Source organism: Psychroflexus torquis ATCC 700755 (genome assembly GCF_000153485.2).
Taxonomy (GTDB): Bacteria; Bacteroidota; Bacteroidia; order Flavobacteriales; family Flavobacteriaceae; genus Psychroflexus; species Psychroflexus torquis.
The window spans coordinates 49,947-74,020 of record NC_018721.1 but is presented as its reverse complement, the minus strand read 5'-3'; the positions used below and the strand labels follow the sequence as shown (position 1 = coordinate 74,020).

Annotated in this window: 20 protein-coding genes; 16 read left to right on the top strand and 4 right to left on the bottom strand. The window is 35.2% G+C overall.

Annotated elements, in window-relative coordinates:
* Positions 1-4: 4 nt before the first annotated feature.
* From thrC to argH, 15 genes are all read left to right on the top strand, one after another.
* Positions 5-1,297, top strand: coding sequence for a threonine synthase (thrC, locus tag P700755_RS00320; RefSeq protein ID WP_015022762.1), 1,293 nt, complete (start codon positions 5-7; stop codon positions 1,295-1,297).
* 607 nt (positions 1,298-1,904) lie between these two features.
* Positions 1,905-3,581, top strand: a complete 1,677-nt coding sequence (ilvD, locus tag P700755_RS00315; protein WP_041758090.1) for a dihydroxy-acid dehydratase — start codon at positions 1,905-1,907, stop codon at positions 3,579-3,581.
* Positions 3,582-3,614: 33 nt separating this feature from the next.
* A complete protein-coding gene (gene ilvB, locus P700755_RS00310) occupies positions 3,615-5,348 on the top strand; it encodes a biosynthetic-type acetolactate synthase large subunit (RefSeq protein WP_015022760.1) in 1,734 nt (577 codons plus the stop codon).
* A gap of 1 nt (position 5,349) precedes the next feature.
* Positions 5,350-5,871 carry an acetolactate synthase small subunit gene (ilvN, locus tag P700755_RS00305; RefSeq protein ID WP_015022759.1) on the top strand — a complete coding sequence of 174 codons (522 nt, stop codon included), beginning with the start codon at positions 5,350-5,352 and terminating at the stop codon, positions 5,869-5,871.
* Between the two features lie 17 nt (positions 5,872-5,888).
* Positions 5,889-7,385, top strand: coding sequence for a ketol-acid reductoisomerase (gene ilvC, locus P700755_RS00300; RefSeq protein ID WP_015022758.1), 1,497 nt, complete (start codon positions 5,889-5,891; stop codon positions 7,383-7,385).
* A 1-nt stretch (position 7,386) separates the two neighbouring features.
* Positions 7,387-8,652 carry a threonine ammonia-lyase gene (ilvA, locus tag P700755_RS00295; RefSeq protein WP_015022757.1) on the top strand — a complete coding sequence of 422 codons (1,266 nt, stop codon included), beginning with the start codon at positions 7,387-7,389 and terminating at the stop codon, positions 8,650-8,652.
* 367 nt (positions 8,653-9,019) lie between these two features.
* Positions 9,020-9,643 (top strand): GNAT family N-acetyltransferase, encoded by a 624-nt coding sequence (locus P700755_RS00290; protein ID WP_015022756.1) that lies wholly within the window; start codon positions 9,020-9,022, stop codon positions 9,641-9,643.
* Positions 9,640-10,824, top strand: coding sequence for an argininosuccinate synthase (locus P700755_RS00285; protein ID WP_015022755.1), 1,185 nt, complete (start codon positions 9,640-9,642; stop codon positions 10,822-10,824). Before P700755_RS00290 ends, P700755_RS00285 begins: the two co-directional genes overlap by 4 nt.
* Complete coding sequence (gene argC / locus P700755_RS00280) at positions 10,821-11,798, top strand: N-acetyl-gamma-glutamyl-phosphate reductase (protein ID WP_015022754.1); 978 nt, start codon at positions 10,821-10,823, stop codon at positions 11,796-11,798. The genes P700755_RS00285 and argC overlap by 4 nt, the downstream gene beginning before the upstream one ends.
* A gap of 63 nt (positions 11,799-11,861) precedes the next feature.
* Positions 11,862-12,662, top strand: coding sequence for a pyrroline-5-carboxylate reductase (proC, locus tag P700755_RS00275; protein WP_015022753.1), 801 nt, complete (start codon positions 11,862-11,864; stop codon positions 12,660-12,662).
* Positions 12,659-13,783, top strand: coding sequence for an aspartate aminotransferase family protein (locus tag P700755_RS00270; protein ID WP_015022752.1), 1,125 nt, complete (start codon positions 12,659-12,661; stop codon positions 13,781-13,783). Before proC ends, P700755_RS00270 begins: the two co-directional genes overlap by 4 nt.
* A 1-nt stretch (position 13,784) precedes the next feature.
* Positions 13,785-14,726: an N-acetylornithine carbamoyltransferase gene (locus P700755_RS00265; RefSeq protein WP_041758089.1), complete on the top strand. Its 942-nt coding sequence runs from the start codon at positions 13,785-13,787 to the stop codon at positions 14,724-14,726.
* Between the two features lie 25 nt (positions 14,727-14,751).
* Complete coding sequence (argB, locus tag P700755_RS00260) at positions 14,752-15,534, top strand: acetylglutamate kinase (protein WP_015022750.1); 783 nt, start codon at positions 14,752-14,754, stop codon at positions 15,532-15,534.
* A complete protein-coding gene (locus P700755_RS00255) occupies positions 15,531-16,604 on the top strand; it encodes a M20 family metallo-hydrolase (RefSeq protein ID WP_015022749.1) in 1,074 nt (357 codons plus the stop codon). Before argB ends, P700755_RS00255 begins: the two co-directional genes overlap by 4 nt.
* A gap of 19 nt (positions 16,605-16,623) precedes the next feature.
* Complete coding sequence (argH, locus tag P700755_RS00250; protein ID WP_015022748.1) at positions 16,624-17,898, top strand: argininosuccinate lyase; 1,275 nt, start codon at positions 16,624-16,626, stop codon at positions 17,896-17,898.
* Between the two features lie 63 nt (positions 17,899-17,961).
* Here the strand turns inward: argH and leuB are convergent, their stop codons facing one another.
* From leuB to P700755_RS00230, 4 genes are all read right to left on the bottom strand, one after another.
* The gene (gene leuB, locus P700755_RS00245; RefSeq protein WP_015022747.1) at positions 17,962-19,071 is read right to left on the bottom strand and encodes a 3-isopropylmalate dehydrogenase; all 1,110 of its coding nucleotides are present in this window, start codon (positions 19,069-19,071) and stop codon (positions 17,962-17,964) included.
* Positions 19,072-19,198: 127 nt separating this feature from the next.
* Entirely contained in the window at positions 19,199-19,804 is a 606-nt protein-coding gene (gene leuD, locus P700755_RS00240; RefSeq protein ID WP_015022746.1) for a 3-isopropylmalate dehydratase small subunit, read from the bottom strand.
* Between the two features lies 1 nt (position 19,805).
* Positions 19,806-21,188, bottom strand: a complete 1,383-nt coding sequence (leuC, locus tag P700755_RS00235) for a 3-isopropylmalate dehydratase large subunit (RefSeq protein WP_015022745.1) — start codon at positions 21,186-21,188, stop codon at positions 19,806-19,808.
* A gap of 10 nt (positions 21,189-21,198) precedes the next feature.
* A complete protein-coding gene (locus tag P700755_RS00230; protein ID WP_015022744.1) occupies positions 21,199-22,374 on the bottom strand; it encodes a 2-isopropylmalate synthase in 1,176 nt (391 codons plus the stop codon).
* Between the two features lie 146 nt (positions 22,375-22,520).
* On the opposite strand from P700755_RS00230, the gene P700755_RS00225 reads away from it, so the two are divergent.
* Positions 22,521-24,071 carry a hypothetical protein gene (locus P700755_RS00225; RefSeq protein ID WP_015022743.1) on the top strand — a complete coding sequence of 517 codons (1,551 nt, stop codon included), beginning with the start codon at positions 22,521-22,523 and terminating at the stop codon, positions 24,069-24,071.
* Positions 24,072-24,074: the final 3 nt, after the last annotated feature.

The following is a 24,074-nucleotide window of genomic DNA, read 5'->3' as shown; positions in this document are numbered from 1 at the left end:
CAAAATGAATTTTTATTCACTCAACAAACAAGCCCCAGAAGTAAGTTTTAAAGAAGCGGTCCTCAAAGGACTAGCATCAGATAAAGGCTTATATTTTCCAACCTCAATAAAACCATTACCAAATTCATTTTTCGAATCCATAGGGGATTTATCTTATGAAGAGATTGCTTTTGAAGCTATTCATCAATTTGTTACAGCAGAAATTTCAAATGAGGACTTAAAACGGATTATTTCTGAAACTCTTAGTTTCGACTTCCCCGTGGTGACTTTAGATAAAAACATATCTTCTCTAGAGTTATTTCATGGTCCAACGATGGCTTTTAAAGATGTTGGCGCGAGGTTTATGTCCAGATGCCTCCGGCTTTTTCATTCTGAACAAAAAAATGATATAACGGTTTTGGTGGCTACCTCCGGAGATACGGGGGGAGCAGTCGCTAACGGTTTTTTAGGCGTAAAAGGTGTCAAGGTGGTCATACTTTACCCTAAGGATAAAGTGAGCAAAGTACAGGAGAAGCAACTCACTACTTTGGGACAGAATATTACCGCACTGGAAGTCGATGGTTTTTTTGATGATTGCCAAGACATGGTGAAGAAAGCCTTTTTAGATCGTCAAATTACAGATCACATTCAACTCACTTCGGCTAATTCCATCAACGTGGCTCGCTGGTTGCCTCAAATGTTTTATTTTTTCTTTGCTTACAAACAGCTTTATAAAAATCATAAAAAAATTGTTTTTTCTGTCCCTAGCGGCAATTTTGGAAATATTTGCGCTGGGCTTATGGCACAAAAATTAGGCTTACCTATTCATCATTTTATTGCCGCCAACAACACTAATCAAGTTGTTACGGACTATTTGGAAACCGAAAATTACCAGCCAAAACCTACAGTACAAACTATAAGTAATGCTATGGATGTTGGTAATCCTAGTAATTTTATTAGAATTCAAGAACTATTCAAAAATGAGTTTAGCAATCTCAAGGCTCACTTGTCTTCGAGTAGCTTTTCAGATAGTTCAACTGTAGAAGGGATTAAAGAGCTTTATAGCGATTATAATTATATAGCAGATCCGCATGGAGCTATCGGTTTTTTAGCTGCAAAAGAGTATCAACAAAAATATCCAGATACCCATTGTGTGTTTTTAGAGACCGCTCATCCTAGCAAATTTTTGGAAACTGTAGAAAAAGCTATTGACACGAAAGTAGAGCTGCCATCACAGATTAAGGCTGTGATTAATAAAGAGAAAAAGTCCATCAAAATCTCTACTTACGATGAACTTAAATCTATTTTACTCAACTAAAGGAGTTGAGCTTTTAGCAGATTATATTTTCTTCTGAATTTACTCCCAATACTGCTAATGAGATATTACTCGTGTTAACCGTTTAGTTCACTTTTTCTAGCAACTTGGACATCGATAGTACTGAAGCTTGGAAATATATAAATGACACAAAATTGAAGTCTACTGCAACCTAGCTAAGCAGAGGTTTCTTGATTGATAGAAGTTAAAAATGACAAGCATAGCTCTAGCTGCAATACTTATTTTTGATAAAAAGCCTGTGCCGAATTCGTTTTGGTAGAACGATTTATTGCGACATTATAGGTTTAAATTGGCATAACAGATTGTCTATGCCTGACTAGTATTTAATGCCTGTAGAAAGACTTTTCTACTCCATTCCAAAAGCGATCACAACACTCTAAAATTAAATCTTGGGCTAAGCGATTTCATCATGTTCAAAAAAAAATAAAAATTTAAAGAGTTGAGTATTCCAATATGTATTGATTAAACATCTGAACATTAATGTTTTGTGTTTATTTTTTGGTGATTGAATTTAACAATTACTTTCATTTCAAAAGAGTCATCATCCCTTTAAAATTTAGATTTGATTTTTGAAAATGAAACAGATACAATGGAACTAAATAAGTATAGCAAAACCGTTACTCAAGATCCTACTCAACCAGCTGCTCAAGCTATGCTGCATGCTATAGGTCTAACTAAAGAAGATTTTTTTAAGCCTATCATTGGTATTGCTAGTACTGGATACGAAGGGAATCCTTGTAATATGCATTTAAACGATCTCGCTAAACTCGCTAAACAAGGGACAGCAAATGAAGATATTATAGGTTTAATATTTAATACCATAGGGGTGAGTGATGGAATTTCTATGGGCACACCAGGAATGCGTTACTCTCTACCTTCTAGGGATATCATCGCAGACTCCATGGAAACTGTTGTTCAAGCTATGAGTTATGATGGTTTAATTACTGTCGTAGGCTGCGATAAAAACATGCCCGGTGCATTAATAGCGATGATTCGACTCGACAGACCTTGCATTATGATTTATGGAGGAACCATCGATTCTGGTTGTCATAATGGAAAAAAATTGGACGTGGTTTCCGCTTTTGAAGCTTGGGGAAGTAAAGTGGCTGGAACCATGCAAGAAGAAGAATACCAAAGCATTGTAGAAAAAGCGTGTCCTGGAGCTGGTGCTTGTGGAGGGATGTATACTGCTAATACGATGGCCTCTTCTATAGAAGCTTTAGGAATGACTTTACCTTATAATTCTTCCAATCCAGCGCTTAGTCCAGAAAAAAAACAAGAGTCTATTAAAGCAGGTGAAGCTTTGAGAGTTTTATTGGAAAAAGACATCAAACCTTCAGATATAATTACAAGAAAATCTTTAGAAAATGCCATACGGTTAATTACAATTTTAGGAGGATCTACAAATGCTGTTTTACATTTTTTAGCAATTGCTAGAGCCGCTGAAATTGATTTCACTTTAACTGATTTTCAAACGATTAGCGATAATACTCCTTTTTTAGCAGACTTAAAACCGAGTGGTAAGTACCTTATGGAAGATTTACATGAGGTAGGTGGAATTCCAGCAGTTTTGAAATATTTGCTTAAAAAAGGCCTTATTTATGGAGACTGCCTAACCGTTACAGGAAAAACTTTAGCAGAAAATTTACGTGATGTAGAGGATCTTAAAGAAGGTCAGGAGGTCATCAAACCAATAGAAAGCCCTATTAAAATCTCAGGACATCTAAGAATGCTCTTTGGGAATTTAGCTGAAGAGGGCAGTGTTGCTAAAATTACAGGAAAAGAAGGTTTAAAATTTCGAGGAAAGGCCAAGGTTTTTGAAGGGGAATACAAAGCTAATGACGGAATTAGAGATGGAAAAGTTCAAAAAGGAGATGTAGTGGTTATCCGTTATGAAGGCCCTAAAGGAGGTCCAGGTATGCCAGAAATGCTGAAACCTACTGCTGCAATAATGGGAGCAGGGTTAGGCAAAGATGTCGCTTTGATTACCGATGGAAGATTCTCTGGAGGAACTCATGGTTTTGTAGTTGGGCATATCACTCCAGAAGCCCAAGAAGGCGGCACGATTGCCCTTGTTGAAGAAGGGGATTATATCACTATTGATGCCGAGACAAACAGTATCAATTTAGAAGTATCTGATGAGGAGCTCATCAAAAGGAAAAAAAATTGGAAGGCACCAAATTTAAAATTTAAACGAGGTGTTCTTTATAAATATGCGAGAATGGTTAATTCTGCATCAAAAGGGTGCGTAACAGACGAATTTTAAGAATAGTTTAAAAAGAAGAAAAAATCGGCAAGAATGGAAGAAAGTTATACCCTTGAAAAAAAAGAAAAAACAATCACTAAAGAAAGTATTTCGGGTAGTGAGGCATTGATGAAATGCTTGATGGCAGAAGGAGTTGAAACCTTATATGGTTATCCTGGTGGAGCTATAATGCCTGTTTATGATCAACTTTACAAATATCAAGATCGAATTCACCATGTCATGGCTCGCCACGAACAAGGAGCGACTCATGCGGCTCAAGGCTATTCTAGAATTTCGGGTAAAGTAGGAGTAGTCATAGCAACATCAGGCCCAGGAGCGACAAATTTAGTAACTGGTATTGCAGATGCTCAAATAGATTCTACTCCTTTGGTTTGCATTACGGGTCAAGTATCTTCTCACTTATTAGGAAGTGATGCTTTTCAAGAAACAGATATTATAGGAATTTCTACATCTGTTACCAAATGGAATCACCAAATTACAAAAGCTGAGGACATTCCCAAGGTTCTTGCTAAAGCTTTTTTCATTGCTAAAAGCGGAAGACCAGGTCCTGTTTTAATCGATATCACTAAAGATGCTCAGTTTGAAGAATTTGATTTTTCTTATCAAAAATGTATAGGTATACGAAGCTATAAGCCTGTTCCTATAGTGAACAAAAAACAAATTGAAGCAGCAGCAGCATTAATAAATTCGGCAAAGCAGCCTCTTATTGTTTGGGGTCAAGGGATCATTTTAAGTGAAGCTGAAGACATTTTTAAAGCCCTAGTTGAAAAATCAGGTATTCCAGCAGCGTGGACTATTCTAGGAGCTTCTGCCTTGCCTACTTCTCATTCCTTGAATGTTGGGATGGTCGGTATGCATGGTAACTATGGCCCCAATATGCTCACAAACGAATGTGATGTCCTTATTGCTATAGGCATGAGATTCGATGATAGAGTCACAGGTAATCTAGACTCTTATGCCAAACAGGCTAAAGTCATTCATTTTGAAATTGATCCTGCTGAAATTGATAAAAATGTGACTGCGGATATTGCAATTCTTGGCGATGCTAAGGATAGTTTGACTCAGTTATTACCTTATTTGGAAGAAAAAACCTACTCCGATTGGCATCAGAAATTCAAAGATTTATATGCTATTGAATATGATAAAGTTATCAAGAATGATATTCATCCTACAAAAGAAGGCCTCACTATGGGCGAAGTTATTCACCAGATCAATCTCCAGACAAAAGGTAATGCCGCTATTGTAAGTGATGTAGGTCAACATCAAATGATCGCTTGCCGATATTCAAACTTTAATATTACAAAAAGCAATATTACTTCCGGTGGATTAGGAACTATGGGTTTTGCTCTTCCGGCGGCCATTGGAGCTAAAATGGCTGCTCCAGAACGCGATGTCATTGCAATTATTGGTGATGGAGGTTACCAAATGACTATTCAAGAGTTAGGAACTGTGTTTCAACAAAGAATACCCCTAAAAATAGTGGTCTTAAACAATGAGTTTTTGGGTATGGTAAGGCAATGGCAACAGTTGTTTTTTGATAAACGATATGCCTCTACAGAAATGACAAATCCAGATTTTGTAGCTATTGCTAAAGGATATTATATAGATGCTCAAAAAGTGACTAAGCGATCAGAATTAAAGTTGGCTGTTCAAGAAATGATGGCAAGTGTTGGTCCTTACTTCTTGGAAGTTTGTGTTGAAAAAGAAGGTAATGTATTTCCAATGATACCCTCAGGAGCGAGTGTTTCAGAAATAAGATTAGAATAATATGTGTGAAAATAAAGTCTATACCGTTTCGATTTATACCGAAAATAACATTGGATTACTAAATAGGATCTCTGCTATTTTTCAACGAAGACATATCAATATTGAAAGTATTAATACGTCGTCTTCTGAAATTGACCATATTTCAAAATGGACTATTGTTGTAGAACTGTCAGAAGATCGAATGAAGAAAATCATCGGACAAATAGAAAAACAAGTGGAAGTGATCAAGGCTTATTATCATAAAGAAGATGAGATCATTTACCAAGAATCGTGTTTGTTCAAAATAAAATCAGAATTCCTTTTTGAAGAACGACAAATTCAAAACATTATCAAAGATAGCAATGCAAAGATAGTTCACGTGAACCGAGAGTTTTTTGTTTTAGAAAAATCGGGGAGAACTGAGGATATCGAATTATTTCATAGAGAATTAAAAGCCTTTGGAATCATGCAATTTACTCGATCTGGTCGCATAGCGGTAACCAAGGATGAAATGAAAATAAGTGAAATGCTCAAGGTATTTTAAAACTAAAACACAGTAAAATGGCAAATTATTTTAACACACTAAGCTTAAGACAACAGCTCAAACAGTTGGGTAAATGTAGGTTTATGGAATCTTCTGAGTTTGAAGGTGGAGTAAAAGTCCTTAAAGGCAAGAAAATCGTGATCGTTGGTTGTGGAGCTCAAGGCTTAAATCAAGGTCTTAACATGAGGGATTCTGGCCTCGATATTTCATATGCTCTTAGACAAGCGGCTATTGATGAGGAGAGAGATTCTTTTAAAAATGCGAAGTCAAACGATTTTAGAGTGGGAACTTATCGAGAATTGATCCCAGAGGCGGATTTGGTTTTGAATTTAACCCCAGATAAACAACATACTCATGTGATTAAAAGTATTATGCCTCTGATGAAGACTGGGTCGACTTTAAGTTATTCTCATGGGTTTAATATTGTGGAAGAAGGAATGGACATAAGAAAGGACATCACCGTGATTATGGTCGCACCAAAATGTCCTGGAACAGAAGTCAGAGAAGAGTACAAAAGAGGTTTTGGGGTTCCAACTCTCATAGCGGTTCATCCTGAAAATGATCCTGAACAGAAAGGCTGGGAACAAGCAAAAGCCTATGCAGTAGGCACTGGCGGAGATAAAGCGGGTGTTCTAGAATCTTCATTTATTGCTGAGGTGAAAAGTGATTTGATGGGAGAACAAACGATTCTTTGTGGAGTGCTACAAACTGGTGCTATTTTATCTTTCGACAAAATGATAGATGAAGGTATAGAGCCAAGCTATGCTGTAAAATTAATTCAATACGGATGGGAAACCATTACCGAAGCTCTTAAACACGGAGGGATAACCAATATGATGGATCGTCTTTCTAACTCGTCTAAAATAAAAGCCTTTAAACTTTCCGAAGAATTAAAAACTATTCTAAGACCTTTATTCGAAAAACACATGGACGATATCCTTTCTGGTCATTTTTCTAAAACTATGATGGAAGACTGGGCTAATGATGATGCTAATCTCTTAAAATGGAGGGCTGAAACAGGTGAAACTGCTTTCGAAAAAACAAAATTAACCGAAGCACATATCAATGAACAAGAGTATTTTGACAACGCTGTCCTTCTCGTTGCTTTTGCTAAATCAGGAGTTGAATTAGCTTTTGAAACCATGGTAAGTGCTGGGATAATTGAAGATTCTGCCTATTATGAATCTTTACATGAATTACCTTTAATAGCCAATACTATTGCGAGAAAAAAATTATTTGAAATGAATAGAGTCATTTCTGATACAGCAGAGTATGGTTGCTATTTATTTGATCATGCCAGCAAGCCGTTGTTAGCCGATTTTATGGAGTCTCTAGATACTTCAGTTATTGGGCAGCCTTATCCTAACGCAGATGAACTCGATAACATTAAATTGATAGAGGTAAATGCTGAGATAAGAAATCACCCTATAGAAAAGGTAGGTAAACGCTTGAGAACAGCGATGATAGCCATGAAAGGTCTCAAAAAAGAATCTAAAGAAAAAGTCACTTTATAATATGGAAGTAGAAACTGCTTATTTCCCAAAACTTGAGGATGTGATAAAAGCATCCGAAAATCTTAAAGGGGTCGCTATTGTTACTCCTTTAAGCCATAATTTAAGATACTCGAAGCAATACAAGTCCAATATTTTTTTCAAAAGAGAGGATTTACAACAAGTTCGTTCTTATAAAATAAGAGGAGCTTACAATAAAATGTCTTCACTTTTAGAAGATGAAATAAAAAACGGAATTGTTTGCGCTAGTGCCGGAAATCATGGCCAAGGTGTTGCTATTTCTTGTAAAATTTTAAAGATTAAAGGAACAATCTTTATGCCTTCCCCAACACCCAATCAAAAAATAGATCAGGTGGAAATGTTTGGGGAAGAATTTGTAAATATCATTTTGATTGGAGATAGTTTTGATGACGCTTATCATGCAGCTATGGAACAAAGCGACAGATTAAACCAGACCTTTATACACCCGTTTAACGATCCAAAGGTCATTGAGGGACAAGCTACGGTTGGTCTTGAAATTATAAACCAATCTGAAGAAAAAACAATAGATTACGTGTTTCTTCCCGTTGGGGGCGGTGGATTAGCGTCAGGACTTTCCTCTATTTTTAAGCATTTATCTCCGTCTACCAAAATAATTGGGGTAGAGCCTAAAGGAGCTCCTTCCATGTCAAATTCTATAAAGAATGATGAAAATATTGAACTGAATACAATTGAAAACTTTGTAGAAGGAGCAGCTGTGAAACGTGTAGGTGATTTGACTTTTTCTATCGCTAAGCAAAACTTGTACGATATGATAACTGTAGATGAAGGTCATATTTGCCAGACTATATTAGATTTATATAATAAAGAGGCTATTGTTGCGGAACCTGCAGCAGCTCTTAGTATCGCTGCTTTAGAGCGTTATGCAGAAGAAATTGAAGGTAAAAATGTAGTTTGCGTTATAAGTGGGAGTAACAACGATATTACGCGAACTGCAGAAATAAAAGAACGAGCTATGCTGTATGCTCAGTTAAAACACTATTTTATTGTCAAATTCCCTCAGAGGGCTGGAGCTTTGCGTCAGTTCGTTGCTGAAATTTTAGGGCCTGATGACGATATTACTTACTTTCAATATACCAAAAAAACCAATAGAGAAAACGGTGCCGCAGTAGTAGGATTAGAACTGAAATCGAAAGAAGACTTCGATCCTTTAATAAAGCGTATGAAAGACAAAAAGTTTTATGGAGATTACTTAAACAATAAACCAGATTTGTTTCAATTTTTAGTTTAACGCTAATAATTGGAATAAATATTTGATCTTTAATTGGTTATATGAATAATAATTTTATATTTGAAATATGGAATCACCCAAAAATAAAATTATACCACACAATCTAATAATAGAAATTCTCCGCCGTAGCTAGTTTTTATCTCTCCAAAGCTATAATTTCTTTTATCATAATTTTATTTTATCATTATGTCTATTCACATCACATATAAAAATTCACTAGTCAGTTTTAATACTGCTATAACTTCGATTAGTTTTTTTAATCTATTTCGTCGCCCTTAGGGGCTATTCTATTTTCAGAACTTAGATGTGTTCGGTTCTACTTTTCAAACTCTAATTTTTTTTCTTAATTTTTAAAACATCAATCACAATGAGAATTCTTATTGCTGATAAGTCGCATAGTATTTATGCTGAAATTATTTGCCAAGCTATTGCTAAAGCTGCACAAATTAGGGGTACTGGTATCGCTAAGCGAGAGCCTGAATACATTAACGCTAAAATGAAAAAGGGTGATGCTGTTATCGCTTTAGACGGAGATCAGTTTGCAGGCTTCTGTTACATTGAATCTTGGAGCCATGGTAAATTTGTAGCCAATTCAGGCTTAATTGTAGATCCCGATTATCGAAATATTGGCTTGGCAAAACAGATTAAGCAGAAAATTTTTGATCAATCCAGAATTAAATTCCCAGACGCTAAAATATTTAGCATTACTACGGGATTAGCTGTTTTGAAAATGAATAGCGATTTGGGTTACAAACCTATGCCCTTTTCTGAATTAACAGATGATCAGTCTTTTTGGAACGGTTGTCAAACCTGTAAAAATTACGATATACTTCAACGAACAAATCAGAAAATGTGCTTGTGCACAGGAATGCTTTTTGACCCTAAAGCCGAAAAAGAACCTAAAACAAAAAAACACCCATTTGATAAAAAAATATGGAAGCGAATAAAAGAATTGAAACAGTCCATTTTTCTAAAAAAAGATAAAAAATGAAAAAATTAGTTATAGCCTACAGCGGTGGTTTAGATACGTCATATTGTGCAGTAAGCCTATCAAAAGCAGGATACGAAGTACATGCCGTAAGTGTAAATACAGGAGGATTTACTTCAGAAGAAATTAAAAAAATCGAAGCTAAAGCCCTTAAAATGGGTGTGGCAACCTATCAAAATATCGATGCTATTCAATCGTATTATCAAAAGGTGATTAAATATCTTATTTATGGTAATGTTCTAAAAAACAATACTTATCCATTGTCTGTAAGTGCTGAACGTATTATTCAAGCTATTGAAATTGTTCAATACGCTAAAAGCATCAATGCCCAATATATAGCTCACGGCAGTACAGGTGCTGGTAATGACCAAGTGCGTTTTGATATGATCTTTCAAACTTTAGCACCTGAAATAGAAATTATAACACCAATAAGAGATGGAAAATTAACCAGACAAGAAGAAATAGATTATTTGAAGTCCAATGGTATTGAGATGCCATGGGATAAAGCAAAATATTCTATCAATCAAGGACTGTGGGGTACAAGTGTTGGTGGCAAGGAGACTTTGACCTCTCAAAATCCATTACCAGAATCAGCATATCCTTCACAACTTAAAAAAGGAGTAGGTGAAAAAGTTATCTTAAGCTTTGAAAAAGGTGAATTTGTAGCTTTAAACAGCACTAAAAATTCACCAGAGAAAAATATCGAGTTATTAAACAAACTAGCCTCGGCATACGCAATTGGTAGAGATATTCATGTAGGGGATACCATTGTTGGCATTAAAGGGAGGGTTGGCTTTGAAGCCGCTGCAGCTCTAATTATTATCAAAGCTCATCATTTACTGGAAAAACATACACTCACCAAATGGCAACTTCAGCATAAAGAATACTTATCTAGTTTCTATGGGATGCATTTACATGAAGGTCTGTATTTAGATCCAGTGATGAGAGATACGGAGGCCTTTTTAGAAAGCAGTCAAGCCAAAGTTTCTGGAAATGTGGTTGTGAGTTTAAAGCCTTATCATTTTATGTTGGATGGTATAGAGTCTAAGCATGATTTAATGAATGCCAAATTCGGGAGTTATGGAGAAGAGAACAAAGGATGGACGGCAGAAGAAGCCAAAGGATTCATTAAAATATTTGGTAATCAGAATAAAATCTATCAACAGGTAAATTCAGAATCATGATACAGGTAGGTATAATAGGCGGTGCAGGATATACAGCGGGAGAATTGATAAGACTACTACTCAATCATCCTGAAACTCACATTAATTTTATTTATAGCACTTCCAATGCTGAACATAAAATCAGTAAAATCCATCAGGATTTAATTGGGTCAACAGACTTGGTGTTTTCAAGCAAAATAAATTCGGAGATCGATGTTTTGTTTTTATGTCTAGGTCATGGTAATTCTAAAGCATTTTTAGAAAAAAACAGCTTTTCTGAAACCACAAAAATTATTGATTTAAGCACTGATTTTAGATTAGAAGCAGATTCTAATTTAAATGGAAAAGCCTTTGTTTATGGTTTGCCAGAATTACAAAAAAAAGCTATTAAAGAAGCGAATTATATTGCAAATCCAGGATGTTTTGCAACCGCAATTCAATTGGCATTATTACCACTAGCCAAGTCCAATGGTATAAAAGATGATGTACATATTAACGCAGTGACAGGAGCTACTGGAGCAGGAACCTCTCTATCAGCAACGACACATTTTACTTGGAGGGACAACAATTTTTCGCATTACAAAGCATTTACACATCAGCATTTAGCGGAGATTAACCAAACTGTAAATCAATTACAGTCTAATTTTAATTCAGAAATTAATTTTATGCCAAATCGCGGGAACCATTCAAGAGGAATTTTCTCTACACTATACACAAAGTTTGAAGGAAGTATAGAAGAAGCAAAAAAAATGTATTCAGATTTTTATAAAAATGCAGCATTTACTTTTGTTTCCGACGATCCTATTCATTTAAAGCAAGTGGTAAATACCAATAAATGTATTCTTCATTTACATAAACACAACGACAAACTATTAGTTACAAGTATTATTGATAATCTTTTAAAAGGGGCTTCAGGGCAAGCGGTTCAAAACATGAATTTGATGTTTGGTTTTAATGAAAAAGAAGGCTTACAGTTGAAAGCAAATTATTTTTAACAAGTTCACCAAAAACCTGTTAGTTCTAAAAACCTGTCAGGTGTTAATAAAAAACACAACAACATGAAAATTGCAATCATAGGAACAGGAAATTTAGGGAAGTCCATTGCAAAAGGACTCCTTACAAATAATGCGATTACATCTTTATATTTAACCAAAAGAGATTTGAATGATATTCAAGAATTTGATGGCTATAAAAATGTAACGTTAACTACAGAAAACCTTGAAGCTGTAAAACAATCCGATATTTTAATCTTTGCAGTTCAGCCAACACATTTTGAACAAATCCTAATAGATATAAAGCCTTATCTAACAGAAAATCACATCTTAATTTCAACCATAACTGGATTTTTAATTTCAAAGATTGAAGGTTTAGTTGGTAACGACCAGTTCATTATTCGAGCTATGCCAAACACAGCAATTGCTGTTGGAAAATCTATGACTTGTTTATGTAGTAATGAAAAAGGCGCTAAACGCATAAAAGTTGCTGAAGCTATTTTTAATAGATTAGGACATACTTTGGCTATTCCAGAATCTCAAATGCAAGCAGCAACTGTAATTTGTGCAAGTGGAATTGCCTTTTGGATGAGACTCATTCGCGCCTCAACTCAAGCCGCAATTCAACTAGGTTTTGATGCTAAAGAAGCCCAGGAACTGGCTATGTATACCAGTGAAGGTGCTGCCAATTTATTGATTACAAATGGTCTACATCCAGAAGAAGAAATTGACCGTGTGACTACGCCTAAAGGGTGTACCATTGAAGGCTTAAATGAAATGGAGCATAAAGGATTGAGCTCATCTCTAATACAAGGTATGGTCGCTTCATTTAATAAGATTAACAACATTAAAAAAGAACAGATATGAGTATATTTAAAGTATATCCATTATTTGACGTCACACCTGTTAGTGCAAAAGATGTTTACGTTTACGATGATAAAGGCATTGAATATTTAGACCTTTATGGTGGACATGCAGTAATTTCTATTGGGCATTCCCACCCAACATATGTAGCTGCAATCACAGAACAAATTCAAACTCTCGGATTCTATAGTAATGCTATTCAGAATCCGTTACAAGCTAAATTGGCTAATAAACTCGAAGCCCTTTCTGCTTGTAAAGGCTACCACTTATTTATGTGTAGTTCTGGAGCAGAGGCTAATGAAAATGCTCTAAAATTAGCATCGTTTCATAATCAAAAGCACAGAATTTTAGCTTTTAAAAATTCCTTTCACGGTCGTACTTCGGCAGCGGTGGCTGCCACAGATAATACAAAGATTGTAGCGCCTTTGAATGCTCAACAAGGTGTTGATTTTGTAGAGTTGGGTAACTTAAATGCAGTTGAAGATATTCTAAAACAAAACGAAACTTGTGCAGTCATTGTTGAATGCATTCAAGGTGTTGGTGGTTTAGACCAAAGTACAACTGAGTTTTGTCAAGGTTTAGAAAAACTTTGTAAACAATACAATACAGTACTAATTGCTGATGAAGTACAGTCTGGTTTTGGTAGAACTGGTGATTTTTTCGCTTTTGAAAAGCATAATTTTAAACCGGATATTATTTCAATAGCTAAAGGCATGGGCAATGGCTTCCCCGTTGGTGGTATTTTAATCCACCCAAGTATCCAGGCATCTTACGGACTTTTAGGCACTACTTTTGGAGGAAACCATCTAGCTTGTGCAGCTACGCTTTCTGTCCTAGACGTTTTAGAGAAAGAAAACTTGATGCAAAATGCCAAAGAAATGTCTAATTATTTTGTTGGTAAAGCTGAAAAAATCCCAAAATTAAAAGCTGTTAAAGGACGTGGATTAATGCTAGGTCTGGAGTTTGATTTTCCCGTTGCTACCTTAAGGAAAAATCTTCTTTATCATCAACACATATTTACAGGAAGTTCTAAAAATCCTAATCTCATTAGAATTCTCCCACCTTTGACTATTCAAAAAAAACATATAGACCTCTTATTTGAAGCCCTAAAACTAGAATTGTAAAATGAAAAAATATACCAATATATCAGATATTTCAAATCTTAGTGAGACTATTATGCAAGCCATATCGCTGAAAAATAATCCTTTTCTTTATTCGGAATTAGGCAAGCATAAAACCTTAGTCATGTTATTTTTTAATGCCAGCTTACGTACCCGATTAAGCACAGAAAAAGCTGCTAGAAACTTGGGTATGGAAGTCATGATTTTAAATGTAAACGACGCATGGCAGTTAGAATTTGAAGATGGCACGGTTATGAATACCAACACTTCTGAGCATATTAAGGAGGCGGCTCAAGTTATTTCGCAATATGCAGACGTGATTGCAGTTCGGGCATTTCCAACTCTAAAAGACAAAAAAAAGGATGAGTCTGAATATGTGTTGAATAGCTTTGTAAAATATGCATCGGTTCCAGTTATTAATATGGAAAGTGCAACGTCACATCCTTTACAAGCATTGACAGATGCGATAACAATTTCAGAATTAACCACAAAACGAAAACCTAAAGTGGTATTGTCTTGGGCACCACATCCAAAAGCTTTGCCTCAAGCTGTACCCAATTCATTTGTTGAAATGATGCAGCTTTTGGAGGTTGATTTTTGTATCACGCATCCTAAAGACTATGAGTTAAACCCTGAAATTACTAAACACTCACAGATTAATTACAATCAAGAAGAAGCCTTGAAAGATGCTGATTTTGTGTATGTAAAAAATTGGAGTAGTTATAAGGAATATGGTCAGATTTTATCTCAAGATGACAACTGGAGAATGACCAAAGCTAAACTAGGCAATGCGAAATTTATGCATTGCTTACCTGTAAGGCGGAATGTTGTGGTTGAAGATGCTGTTTTAGATAGTAATCAGTCCATTGTGATGCAACAAGCCAATAACAGAACCTTCGCTGCACAAGTGGTTTTGAAGCAACTCGTAGAAAATTTGAATAAATAAAACCCTTCCCTCTGGGAAGATTAGTATGGGAATGAAAACACTTAAAGTCATTAAAATAGGCGGGGATATTATAGATGATAATGAAGCTTTGTTGGGGTTTCTAAAAGACTTTTCAAACCTTAAAGGCCCTAAACTTTTGGTCCATGGTGGTGGAAAATCGGCGACAGATTTGGCAAAAAAAATGGGTGTAGAAGTTAAAATGATTGATGGTAGACGTATAACCGATGTCCACACTCTAGATATAATTGTTATGATGTATGCCGGTAAAATCAATAAATATATAGTTGCAAATCTACAGGCTAACCAGTGCAATGCTATCGGGTTTTCAGGCGCAGATGGAAATAGCATCATCTCTACAAAAAGACCTACTACTCCAGTTGATTTTGGATTTGCAGGCGATGTGACTCAAGTCAATACAGAAGTTCTGGAATTATTGATTAACCAAAATATAACGCCTGTATTTTGCGCCATTACACATGATAAAAATGGACAACTTTTAAACACCAATGCCGATACCATTGCTTCAGAATTAGCTATCGCTTTGGCTAAGACCTACCAAACAGAATTATATTACTGTTTTGAAAAAAGTGGAGTTTTAAGAGATATAAACGACGAATTTTCAGTTATAGAATCTATAACTCCAGATAATGTGCAAGAGTTAATTCAAAATAAAATAATTTCCGATGGTATGCTTCCTAAAATTAAGAATAGCATAAACGCCGTTAATCATAAAGTCAATAAAGTCTGCATTGGCAAATCTGAAATGATTTTTAACCCATTTACATATTTTACAAGCATAACAAAATGATAGACAAATTAACAACTAAAGCCATCAACTTATTGAAACAACTCGTAGAAACGCCATCCTTTTCTTTTGAAGAAGAACAGACAGCGCAACTTATAAAGCATTGGTTTCAACATCAAGGCATTCCATTTAACCGTCACAAAAATAATATTTGGTCAACCAATAAATATTTTGATGAAAGTAAACCTACGATCTTACTCAACTCTCATCACGATACTGTACAACCTAATAGTAGTTACACCAAGGATCCATTTAAGGCTGTGGTTGAAGACGGAAAGCTATATGGACTTGGAAGTAATGATGCTGGTGGATGCTTGGTCTCTTTACTAGCCACTTTCGCCTATTTTTATGCAAAGAAAGACTTGAAGTACAACTTAGTCATCGTAGCCTCTGCTGAAGAGGAAAACAGCGGCGATAATGGCTTAAATAGTATGTTGTCCATTATTCCAAAAATAGAGGTGGCTATTGTTGGTGAACCCACCTTAATGCAGCTTGCTGTTGCCGAAAAAGGCTTGGTGGTTTTTGATGCTAAAATAAAAGGCACACCTAGTCATGCTGCTCATCCTAATACCGACAATGCTATTTATAACTGCATACCCGTTTTGCAATGGTTTCAAGATTATAAATTTGAACGAACATCAACTGTTTTAGGTGATGTAAAAATGACCGTAACACAAATAAAAGCAGGTAAACAACACAACGCGATACCAGGGGAGGTGGAGTTGGTCGTCGATGTGAGAGTGAACGAATGCTATACCAACGAGGAAATTGTACAAACTCTTCAAGAAAATGCACCTTGCTCAAGTATTATACCTCGAAGTACTCGATTAAATTCTTCTTCTATTCCTCTCGAACACGAATTGGTGAAAGCGGGTACAGAATTGGGAAGGACAACCTATGGCTCGCCAACACTCTCAGACCAAGCGATATTAACTTGCCCTTCGTTAAAATTAGGTCCAGGCGACAGTACGCGATCGCATACTGCAGATGAATTTATTTATGTAAATGAAATTGAAGATGGGATTAAAACTTACATTAATTTACTAAAAAAGTACTATAAAACTGAGATTTGAAACTAGTAAAACTACACTTATGAAACTTTGGGACAAAGGTATTTCAATCGACAAAAAAATAGAACAATTTACTGTTGGTAACGACCGTGAAATCGATTTACATATTGCTAAATACGATGTTCAAGCATCTCTAGCACATGCTAAAATGTTAAGGCACATCGGTATTTTAACTGGTGACGAATTAATTCTATTAGAACAAGGTTTAAAAGGTCTAGCACAACAAATTGAAAAAGGTACTTTTAAAATTGAACCTCAGTTTGAAGACGTTCATTCTAAAATTGAATTTGAATTGACCACTAGTTTAGGTGAAGTTGGTAAAAAAATTCACACGGCACGTTCTAGAAACGATCAAGTTTTGGTTGCTTTACACTTGTTTTATAAAGACCATTTGAAGGAAATTAAAACGAAAACGAAAACTTTTTTTGATACGCTTCTATCGCTTGCAGACACCTATAAAAACTCTTTGCTTCCTGGTTACACTCATTTACAAGTGGCTATGCCATCCTCTTTCGGTTTGTGGTTTTCAGCCTATGCTGAACAGTTAATAGACGATGTCTTTTTATTGGATGCGGCTTTAAAAACGGTAGACCAGAACCCTTTGGGTTCCGCTGCTGGATATGGAAGTTCATTCCCCATAAATAGAAAGTTGACAACCAAAGAACTAGGCTTTTCGACATTAAAATACAATGTGGTAGCTGCTCAAATGAGTCGTGGTAAAAGCGAACGAACTTTAGCATTAGCTCTGGGAAGTTTATGCAATACTATGTCGCGTTTTGCTATGGATATCTGTTTGTATAACAGTCAGAATTTTGGATTTATTTCCTTTCCAGACCAATTGACTACAGGGAGTAGCATTATGCCACATAAAAAAAACCCTGATGTTTTTGAGCTTATAAGAGGGAAATGCAACAAAATTCAAGCTTTACATACCGAGATGGTTTTAATTACCAATAATTTGCCAAGCGGTTATCATAGAGACTTCCAATTATTAAAAGAAAACAGCATTGCAGCAGTTGAAGATGTAAAAGACATACTTGACATTTTTAATTATACTATTCAAAAAGTGATTGTAAAAGACATTGATTTAACAGATGAAAAGTACCAGCATTTATCTACTGTAGATAGCATAAATAATCTGGTAATTGAAGGAATGTCATTTAGAGAAGCTTATCAAACTATAGGGAAGCAAGTTCAAGAAGGGACCTATACTTCGGATTCTGCTAAAAGCCACACTCACGAAGGCAGTATAGGAAATCTCTGTTTAGAAGAAATAAAAGCTAAATTTCCAAAATAAAACACAGCATTTCTTAAGAAATGCTGTGTTTTGAAAGTTGTTAATAAAAAGAGATTTTAAAGCTTAAATTATGGTCGACTGTCCAATATGAATATTTAAAAAATTATGATTGGAGTCAGTCGGGTTACTGATGAAATCCGCTATAAAGTCACCGACTTTAGAAGTCGAGATTTCCTCATGTTTTATACCTAAATCTGGGGTAGTGATGCCTAATTTCAGTGATTTTTCTACGGCATAATTAATTATTTCAGCCTCATCAAATAGTCCAAAATGTTCTAAAAGCATAGCTGCAGATAGAATAGCTGCGATAGGATTGGCAATGCCTTTTCCATTAGCCTCAGGGTAGGAGCCATGAATAGGCTCAAATAAGGCATACTTATCTCCAATAGAAGCTGAGGGTATTAAACCTATAGAGCCACCGATAACACTTGCTTCATCACTTATAATATCGCCAAACATATTCTCTGTCAAAATCACGTCGAATTGTTTAGGGTTTAATATCATTTGCATGGCAGCATTATCTACATACAAATACTCCAGTTTTACCTCAGGATAAGCTTTGGAAAGTTCAGTAACGGTTCGTCTCCATAGGCGAGAAGTTTCTAGGACATTTGCTTTATCAATTAAGGTGACCTTTTGGCGTCTAGCTTTAGCTGCTTTAAAAGCTAAATGAGCTACGCGTTCAATTTCTTTTTTGGAATACTCACACAAATCAGAGGCATAATTACCATCTTGACTTACCTCTTTTTTTCCAAAATAAATTCCACCCGTTAATTCTCGATAAATACTAATGTCAACATCTTTTATAAGATGGGTTTTTAGAGGGGACTTATCCAATAATGAGTCAAAAGCTTTTACAGGTCTTATGTTTGCAAATAGACCTAATTCTTTTCTCATTTTAAGTAAACCTTGTTCTGGACGTATTTCAGCATTATCGTATTTTGGATCACCAATTGCCCCAAACAATATAGCATCGCTAGTTTTACAAAGCTCTAAGGTCTTTTGTGGGAAGGGATCTCCGCAGTCGTCAATCGCAGCACCTCCTACCTTGGCATAGTTAAACGAAAACTTGTGGTCAAATTCCAAAGCAATTGCATTCAATGCTTTAATAGCTTGATCGCTTACTTCTGGCCCAATTCCATCTCCAGCTAAAACAGCTATATTCAATTTCATCTTTAATATTTTTTATAATTATTATTATTTTTAGCGTTTCTTTATATTTATAAATACGAGAATAAAGTCGTGCTTACACAACTCGTTTTTTTCTTTAATTAAAAGAAACAGAACTCGCACAAACCCATCAATCATAAACGTTAAGTAACTTTCTTTGATTCTCAAAGTGTTCTATTTTATTTTTTTTACTCAATAAAAAGTCAATGTCATCATACCCATTGATCATGCAAGTTTTTTTATAAGTATCAATTTTAAAACTTTCCTTAAGCTTTGAATTTTCTATAGAAATAGTTTGGCTTTCAAGATCTACTCTTACTAGAGTTTCAGGCTTTTCAGAAATCAATTTCATAATTTTCTTAAGGAAATCCGGACTTACCTGAATGGGTAACAAACCATTATTGAGGGCATTACCTTTAAAAATATCCGCAAAAAAACTAGACACTATGGCTTTAAAACCATAATCTGAAAGTGCCCACGCAGCATGTTCTCGACTGGATCCACAGCCAAAATTATCGCCAGCTATTAATACACTACCAGAGTAGAGTTTGTCGTTTAAAATAAAATCAGATCGTTCTGATCCTTTTTTATCGTATCTCCAATCTCTAAAAAGGTTTTCTCCAAAACCTTCTCGACTTGTAGTTTTCAAAAAACGCGCTGGGATGATTTGATCTGTATCGACATTTTCAATATCTAGCGGAATAGCTCTTGAGTTTAGGGTTGTAAACTTTTCCATTTTAGTTCAGTTGTTTAGTAATATCTACAATTCTACCTTCAATAGCTGCAGCAGCTGCAACCAAAGGGCTTGCTAAAATAGTCCTAGAGCCTTGACCTTGTCTTCCCTCAAAATTCCTATTTGAGGTAGATACACAATATTCACCTTCGGGAATTTTATCATCATTCATAGCCAAACAAGCACTGCAGCCAGGTTGTCGTAATTCAAATCCTGCCTTTTGGAATATATCTTTTAAGCCTTCTTTTTCAATCTGGTTTTCTACCTGTCTGCTGCCTGGAACAAGCCAAGCGGTCACGTTTTTTGCTTTTTGCTTTCCTTTTACATAATGGGCAACAACTCTAAAGTCTTCGATTCTAGAATTTGTACAGCTCCCTATAAATACATAATTGATAGGTTTGCCTGCCATAGCTTCACCCTTTTGAAAGTTCATATATTTCAAAGATTTTTCAAAAGAAGCATCTTTTTTGTCAGGAATTTTCTGCCCTACTTTAATGCTCATTCCAGGATTTGTACCAAAGGTGATCATCGGGTCAATATCTTCAGCATCAAAAACGAATTTTCTATCAAAAATGGCAGCCTTATCAGATGGTAAAGTCTTCCAATAATCAAGTGAAGACTTCCATTTTTCAGCTTTAGGGGCAAACTTTTTACCTTTCACATAATCAAAAGTAGTTTGGTCGGGAGCAATCATTCCTCCTCGAGCACCCATTTCAATGCTCATATTACAAACGGTCATTCGACCCTCCATGGACATATTTTCAAATACCTCTCCTGCGTATTCACAGAAATATCCAGTTCCAACATTGGTTCCTAGCTTCGAGATGATGTATAGAATCACATCCTTGGGGAGGACACCATTTTTCAAAGTTCCATTTACTTTTATTCTCATGCTTTTTGGCTTGGTCAGTAACAAACACTGACTTGCAAATACTTGAGTCACTTGGCTTGTTCCAATCCCAAATGCAATGCTACCAAAGGCCCCATGTGTAGACGTGTGTGAGTCACCACAAACTATAGTCATGCCAGGTTGGGTAATCCCCAATTCTGGAGCTATAACATGGACTATTCCATTGTATTTATGTCCAAGTTCGTATAGCTTTATGTTGTTCTTTTTACAATTTTCGGATAATTGAGCAAGTTGTTTTCTTGACAATTCGTCCTTCACTGGTAAATGTTGATCCACAGTTGGGGTATTATGGTCTGCTGTGGCAACAATTTCTTCAGGTCTGAAAACTGGAATATTTCTTCTCTCTAGTTCTTGAAAAGCTTGTGGGCTGGTGACCTCGTGGATTAAATGCTTATCGATATATAAAATCTGGGGACCATCTTCGATTGTATCTACAACATGTGCATCCCAGACCTTTTCAAATAATGTTTTACTCATAGTTTTATCTTTAAGCCGACATAATATCTCTGTAGACTTTGCTTGTTTCTATAATTTGGTGAATGTCTTCATCATTAACCTCTTTACGCTGATCTGCAAAATTTAAGAAGTTAGCGTAGACTTCATCCAGTTGTAGTTTAGTTAAATCATACCCGACGTTTTTAGCTTTATAAGCTAGAGCAGCCCTACCGCTTCTAGCTGTAAGGATAATAGCAGATTCTGTAACACCTACATCTGCGGGGTCTATTATTTCATAAGTATCTCTTCTTTTGATAACCCCATCTTGGTGAATTCCAGAACTATGTGCAAAGGCATTGGCTCCCACTATTGCTTTATTAGGTTGTGGGCTAATACCCATGTGCTTAGAAATTAACTGACTTAATTTAAAAAGATGTTTGGTATTGATATTAGTGTCAAAATTTAAGTAAGGATGTTGTTTCAAAATCATTACGATTTCTTCCAAAGCTGTATTTCCAGCACGTTCTCCTATGCCATTAATGGTGCATTCCACTTGTCTTGCTCCATTTATAACGGCTTCTATAGAATTGGCAGTGGCAAGCCCTAAGTCATTGTGACAATGACAAGAAATAATGGCTTTATCAATATTCTTTACATTCTCTTTAAGGTACTTGATTTTTGCACCATATTCGCTAGGTAAACAATAACCTGTAGTATCAGGAATGTTCAATACAGTAGCTCCTGCTTTTATAGCAACTTCACATACTTTAGCTAGGTAGTCGTTGTCGGTACGACCAGCATCTTCAGCATAAAACTCAACATCTTCGACAAAAGTTTTAGCATAACTTACGGCATCGTAAGCTCGTTGTATGATTTCTTCTCTGTTGGATTTAAATTTATATTTTATGTGAGAGTCTGAAGTCCCTATACCTGTATGGATTCTTGGTCTTTTAGCGTAGGTAATAGATTCTGCAGCAACCTTAATATCGTTTTCAACCGCTCGACTTAAGCTACATACTCTAGCATTTTTAACGAGTTTAGAAATAGCAACAATAGAGTTGAAGTCACCAGGACTCGATACGGCAAATCCTGCTTCAATAACATCTACGCCTAACTCATCAAGCTCTTTGGCAATAATGAGCTTTTGCTCGGTATTGAGTTTGCATCCAGGGACTTGCTCTCCATCTCTTAATGAAGTATCGAAAATTTCAACTTTATCATGTGACATATCAAAATTATTTATATGTTTCTATTTCAAAACTATATGTTATTAGCGTTGAAAAATAACCGATAATTGGTATTTTTACGACGTTCAATTTCAGTTTTTTTCAAGTAAGACACTGATAATTAATATTGTATATAAAAATTTCATTGATGATTAAAGATCAAAAAGACAACCTATTTTTATTGATAAAGTCTTTAACCAAATCTGAAAAGCGCCAGTTTAAGCTATATGTAGGTCGATTGGAAGATAATGAGGATTCAAAATTTTTGAATTTATTCAACTTTTTGGAAAAGGCTTCTAAGTATAAGGAAAAGGATATTTTGACGACGGGCTTTGTGAAAAAACAACAATTAGCCAATGTAAAAGCACATTTATATAAGCAGATTTTAATCAGCCTTAAGCTTAATCCTTTTCATCAGAATGTACGTTCACAAATAAGAGAACAAACAGAATTTGCTACTATTCTTTACCATAAGGGTTTGTATAAGCAAAGCCTAAAAATCTTAGGTAAAGCTAAAGAAATAGCGGTAAGTCATGAAGAAAAGAATTTAGTATTTGAGATTGTTGAGTTGGAAAAACTTATAGAGTCACAGTATATTACTAGAAGTATCGAAAGTAGGGCAGATGATTTGATTGAACAGTCCAGCAGATTTAGCAATCTTAATTTGATTGCGAGTAGTTTATCTAATTTGTCACTTAAACTTTATAGTATTATTTTAAAGTCAGGCTATGTAAAAAGTGACCAAGAGAAGGTTGAAGTTCTTGATTACTTTAATTCTAATCTGCCAAAATTTGATGTAAAGGATTTAGGATTTAGAGAAAAACTATGGCTTTATAATTCTTACTTATGGTTGAGTTTCTTAATCCAAGATTTTATAGCCTGTTACAAATATTCCAAAAAATGGGTAGAATTATTTCAAGACTATCCTAAAATGATTTCCCTCAACCCTGTTTGGTTTTTAAAAGGAAATCAATATCTGTTGGAATCTTTATTTTACATACAAGATCACAAAAGGTTTGAAGCTGTGTTGGAAGACATGGAAATGAATATTTCAAAAAAATCCTTTCCAAAAGATGATAATATTGAGGGGCTGGTCTTTTTATATCTAAATACCGATAGATTAAACCTCTGTTTTATAAAAGGTTTATTTGAAGAGGGGCTTAGCTTAGTGACTGATATCCTAAAGGGTATAAAACATTTTCAAAACAGAATTGATGAACACCACATTATGGTTTTCTATTACAAAATAGCGAGCCTTTATTTTTGTGTAGGAAACAATAAAGAGTGTATACATTATTTGGATAAAATTATTTCCAACAAATCTTTAACCATGAGAGAAGATTTGATGTGTTTCTCAAGAATATTAAATCTCTTCGCACATTATGACGCTGGTATGGATTACCACTTGGAGTCACATTTAAGAAGTACTTATAAGTTTCTTATCAAAATGAATGAGTTGAATGATGTACAAATGGAAATTATCAGTTTTATGAAAGCCTTACCAGATATTTTTCCTCACGACCTCAAATCAGCTTTTAGAGAAGTTTTAGAAAAACTCAAGACATACGAAGATGACCCTTACGAGCGTAGAGCATTTTTATATCTAGATATTATATCTTGGTTAGAAAGTAAAATTACAAACGTATCTGTAGACCAAATCATAAGGAATAAGTTTTTAGAAAAAAAATCAATGCATTAACTC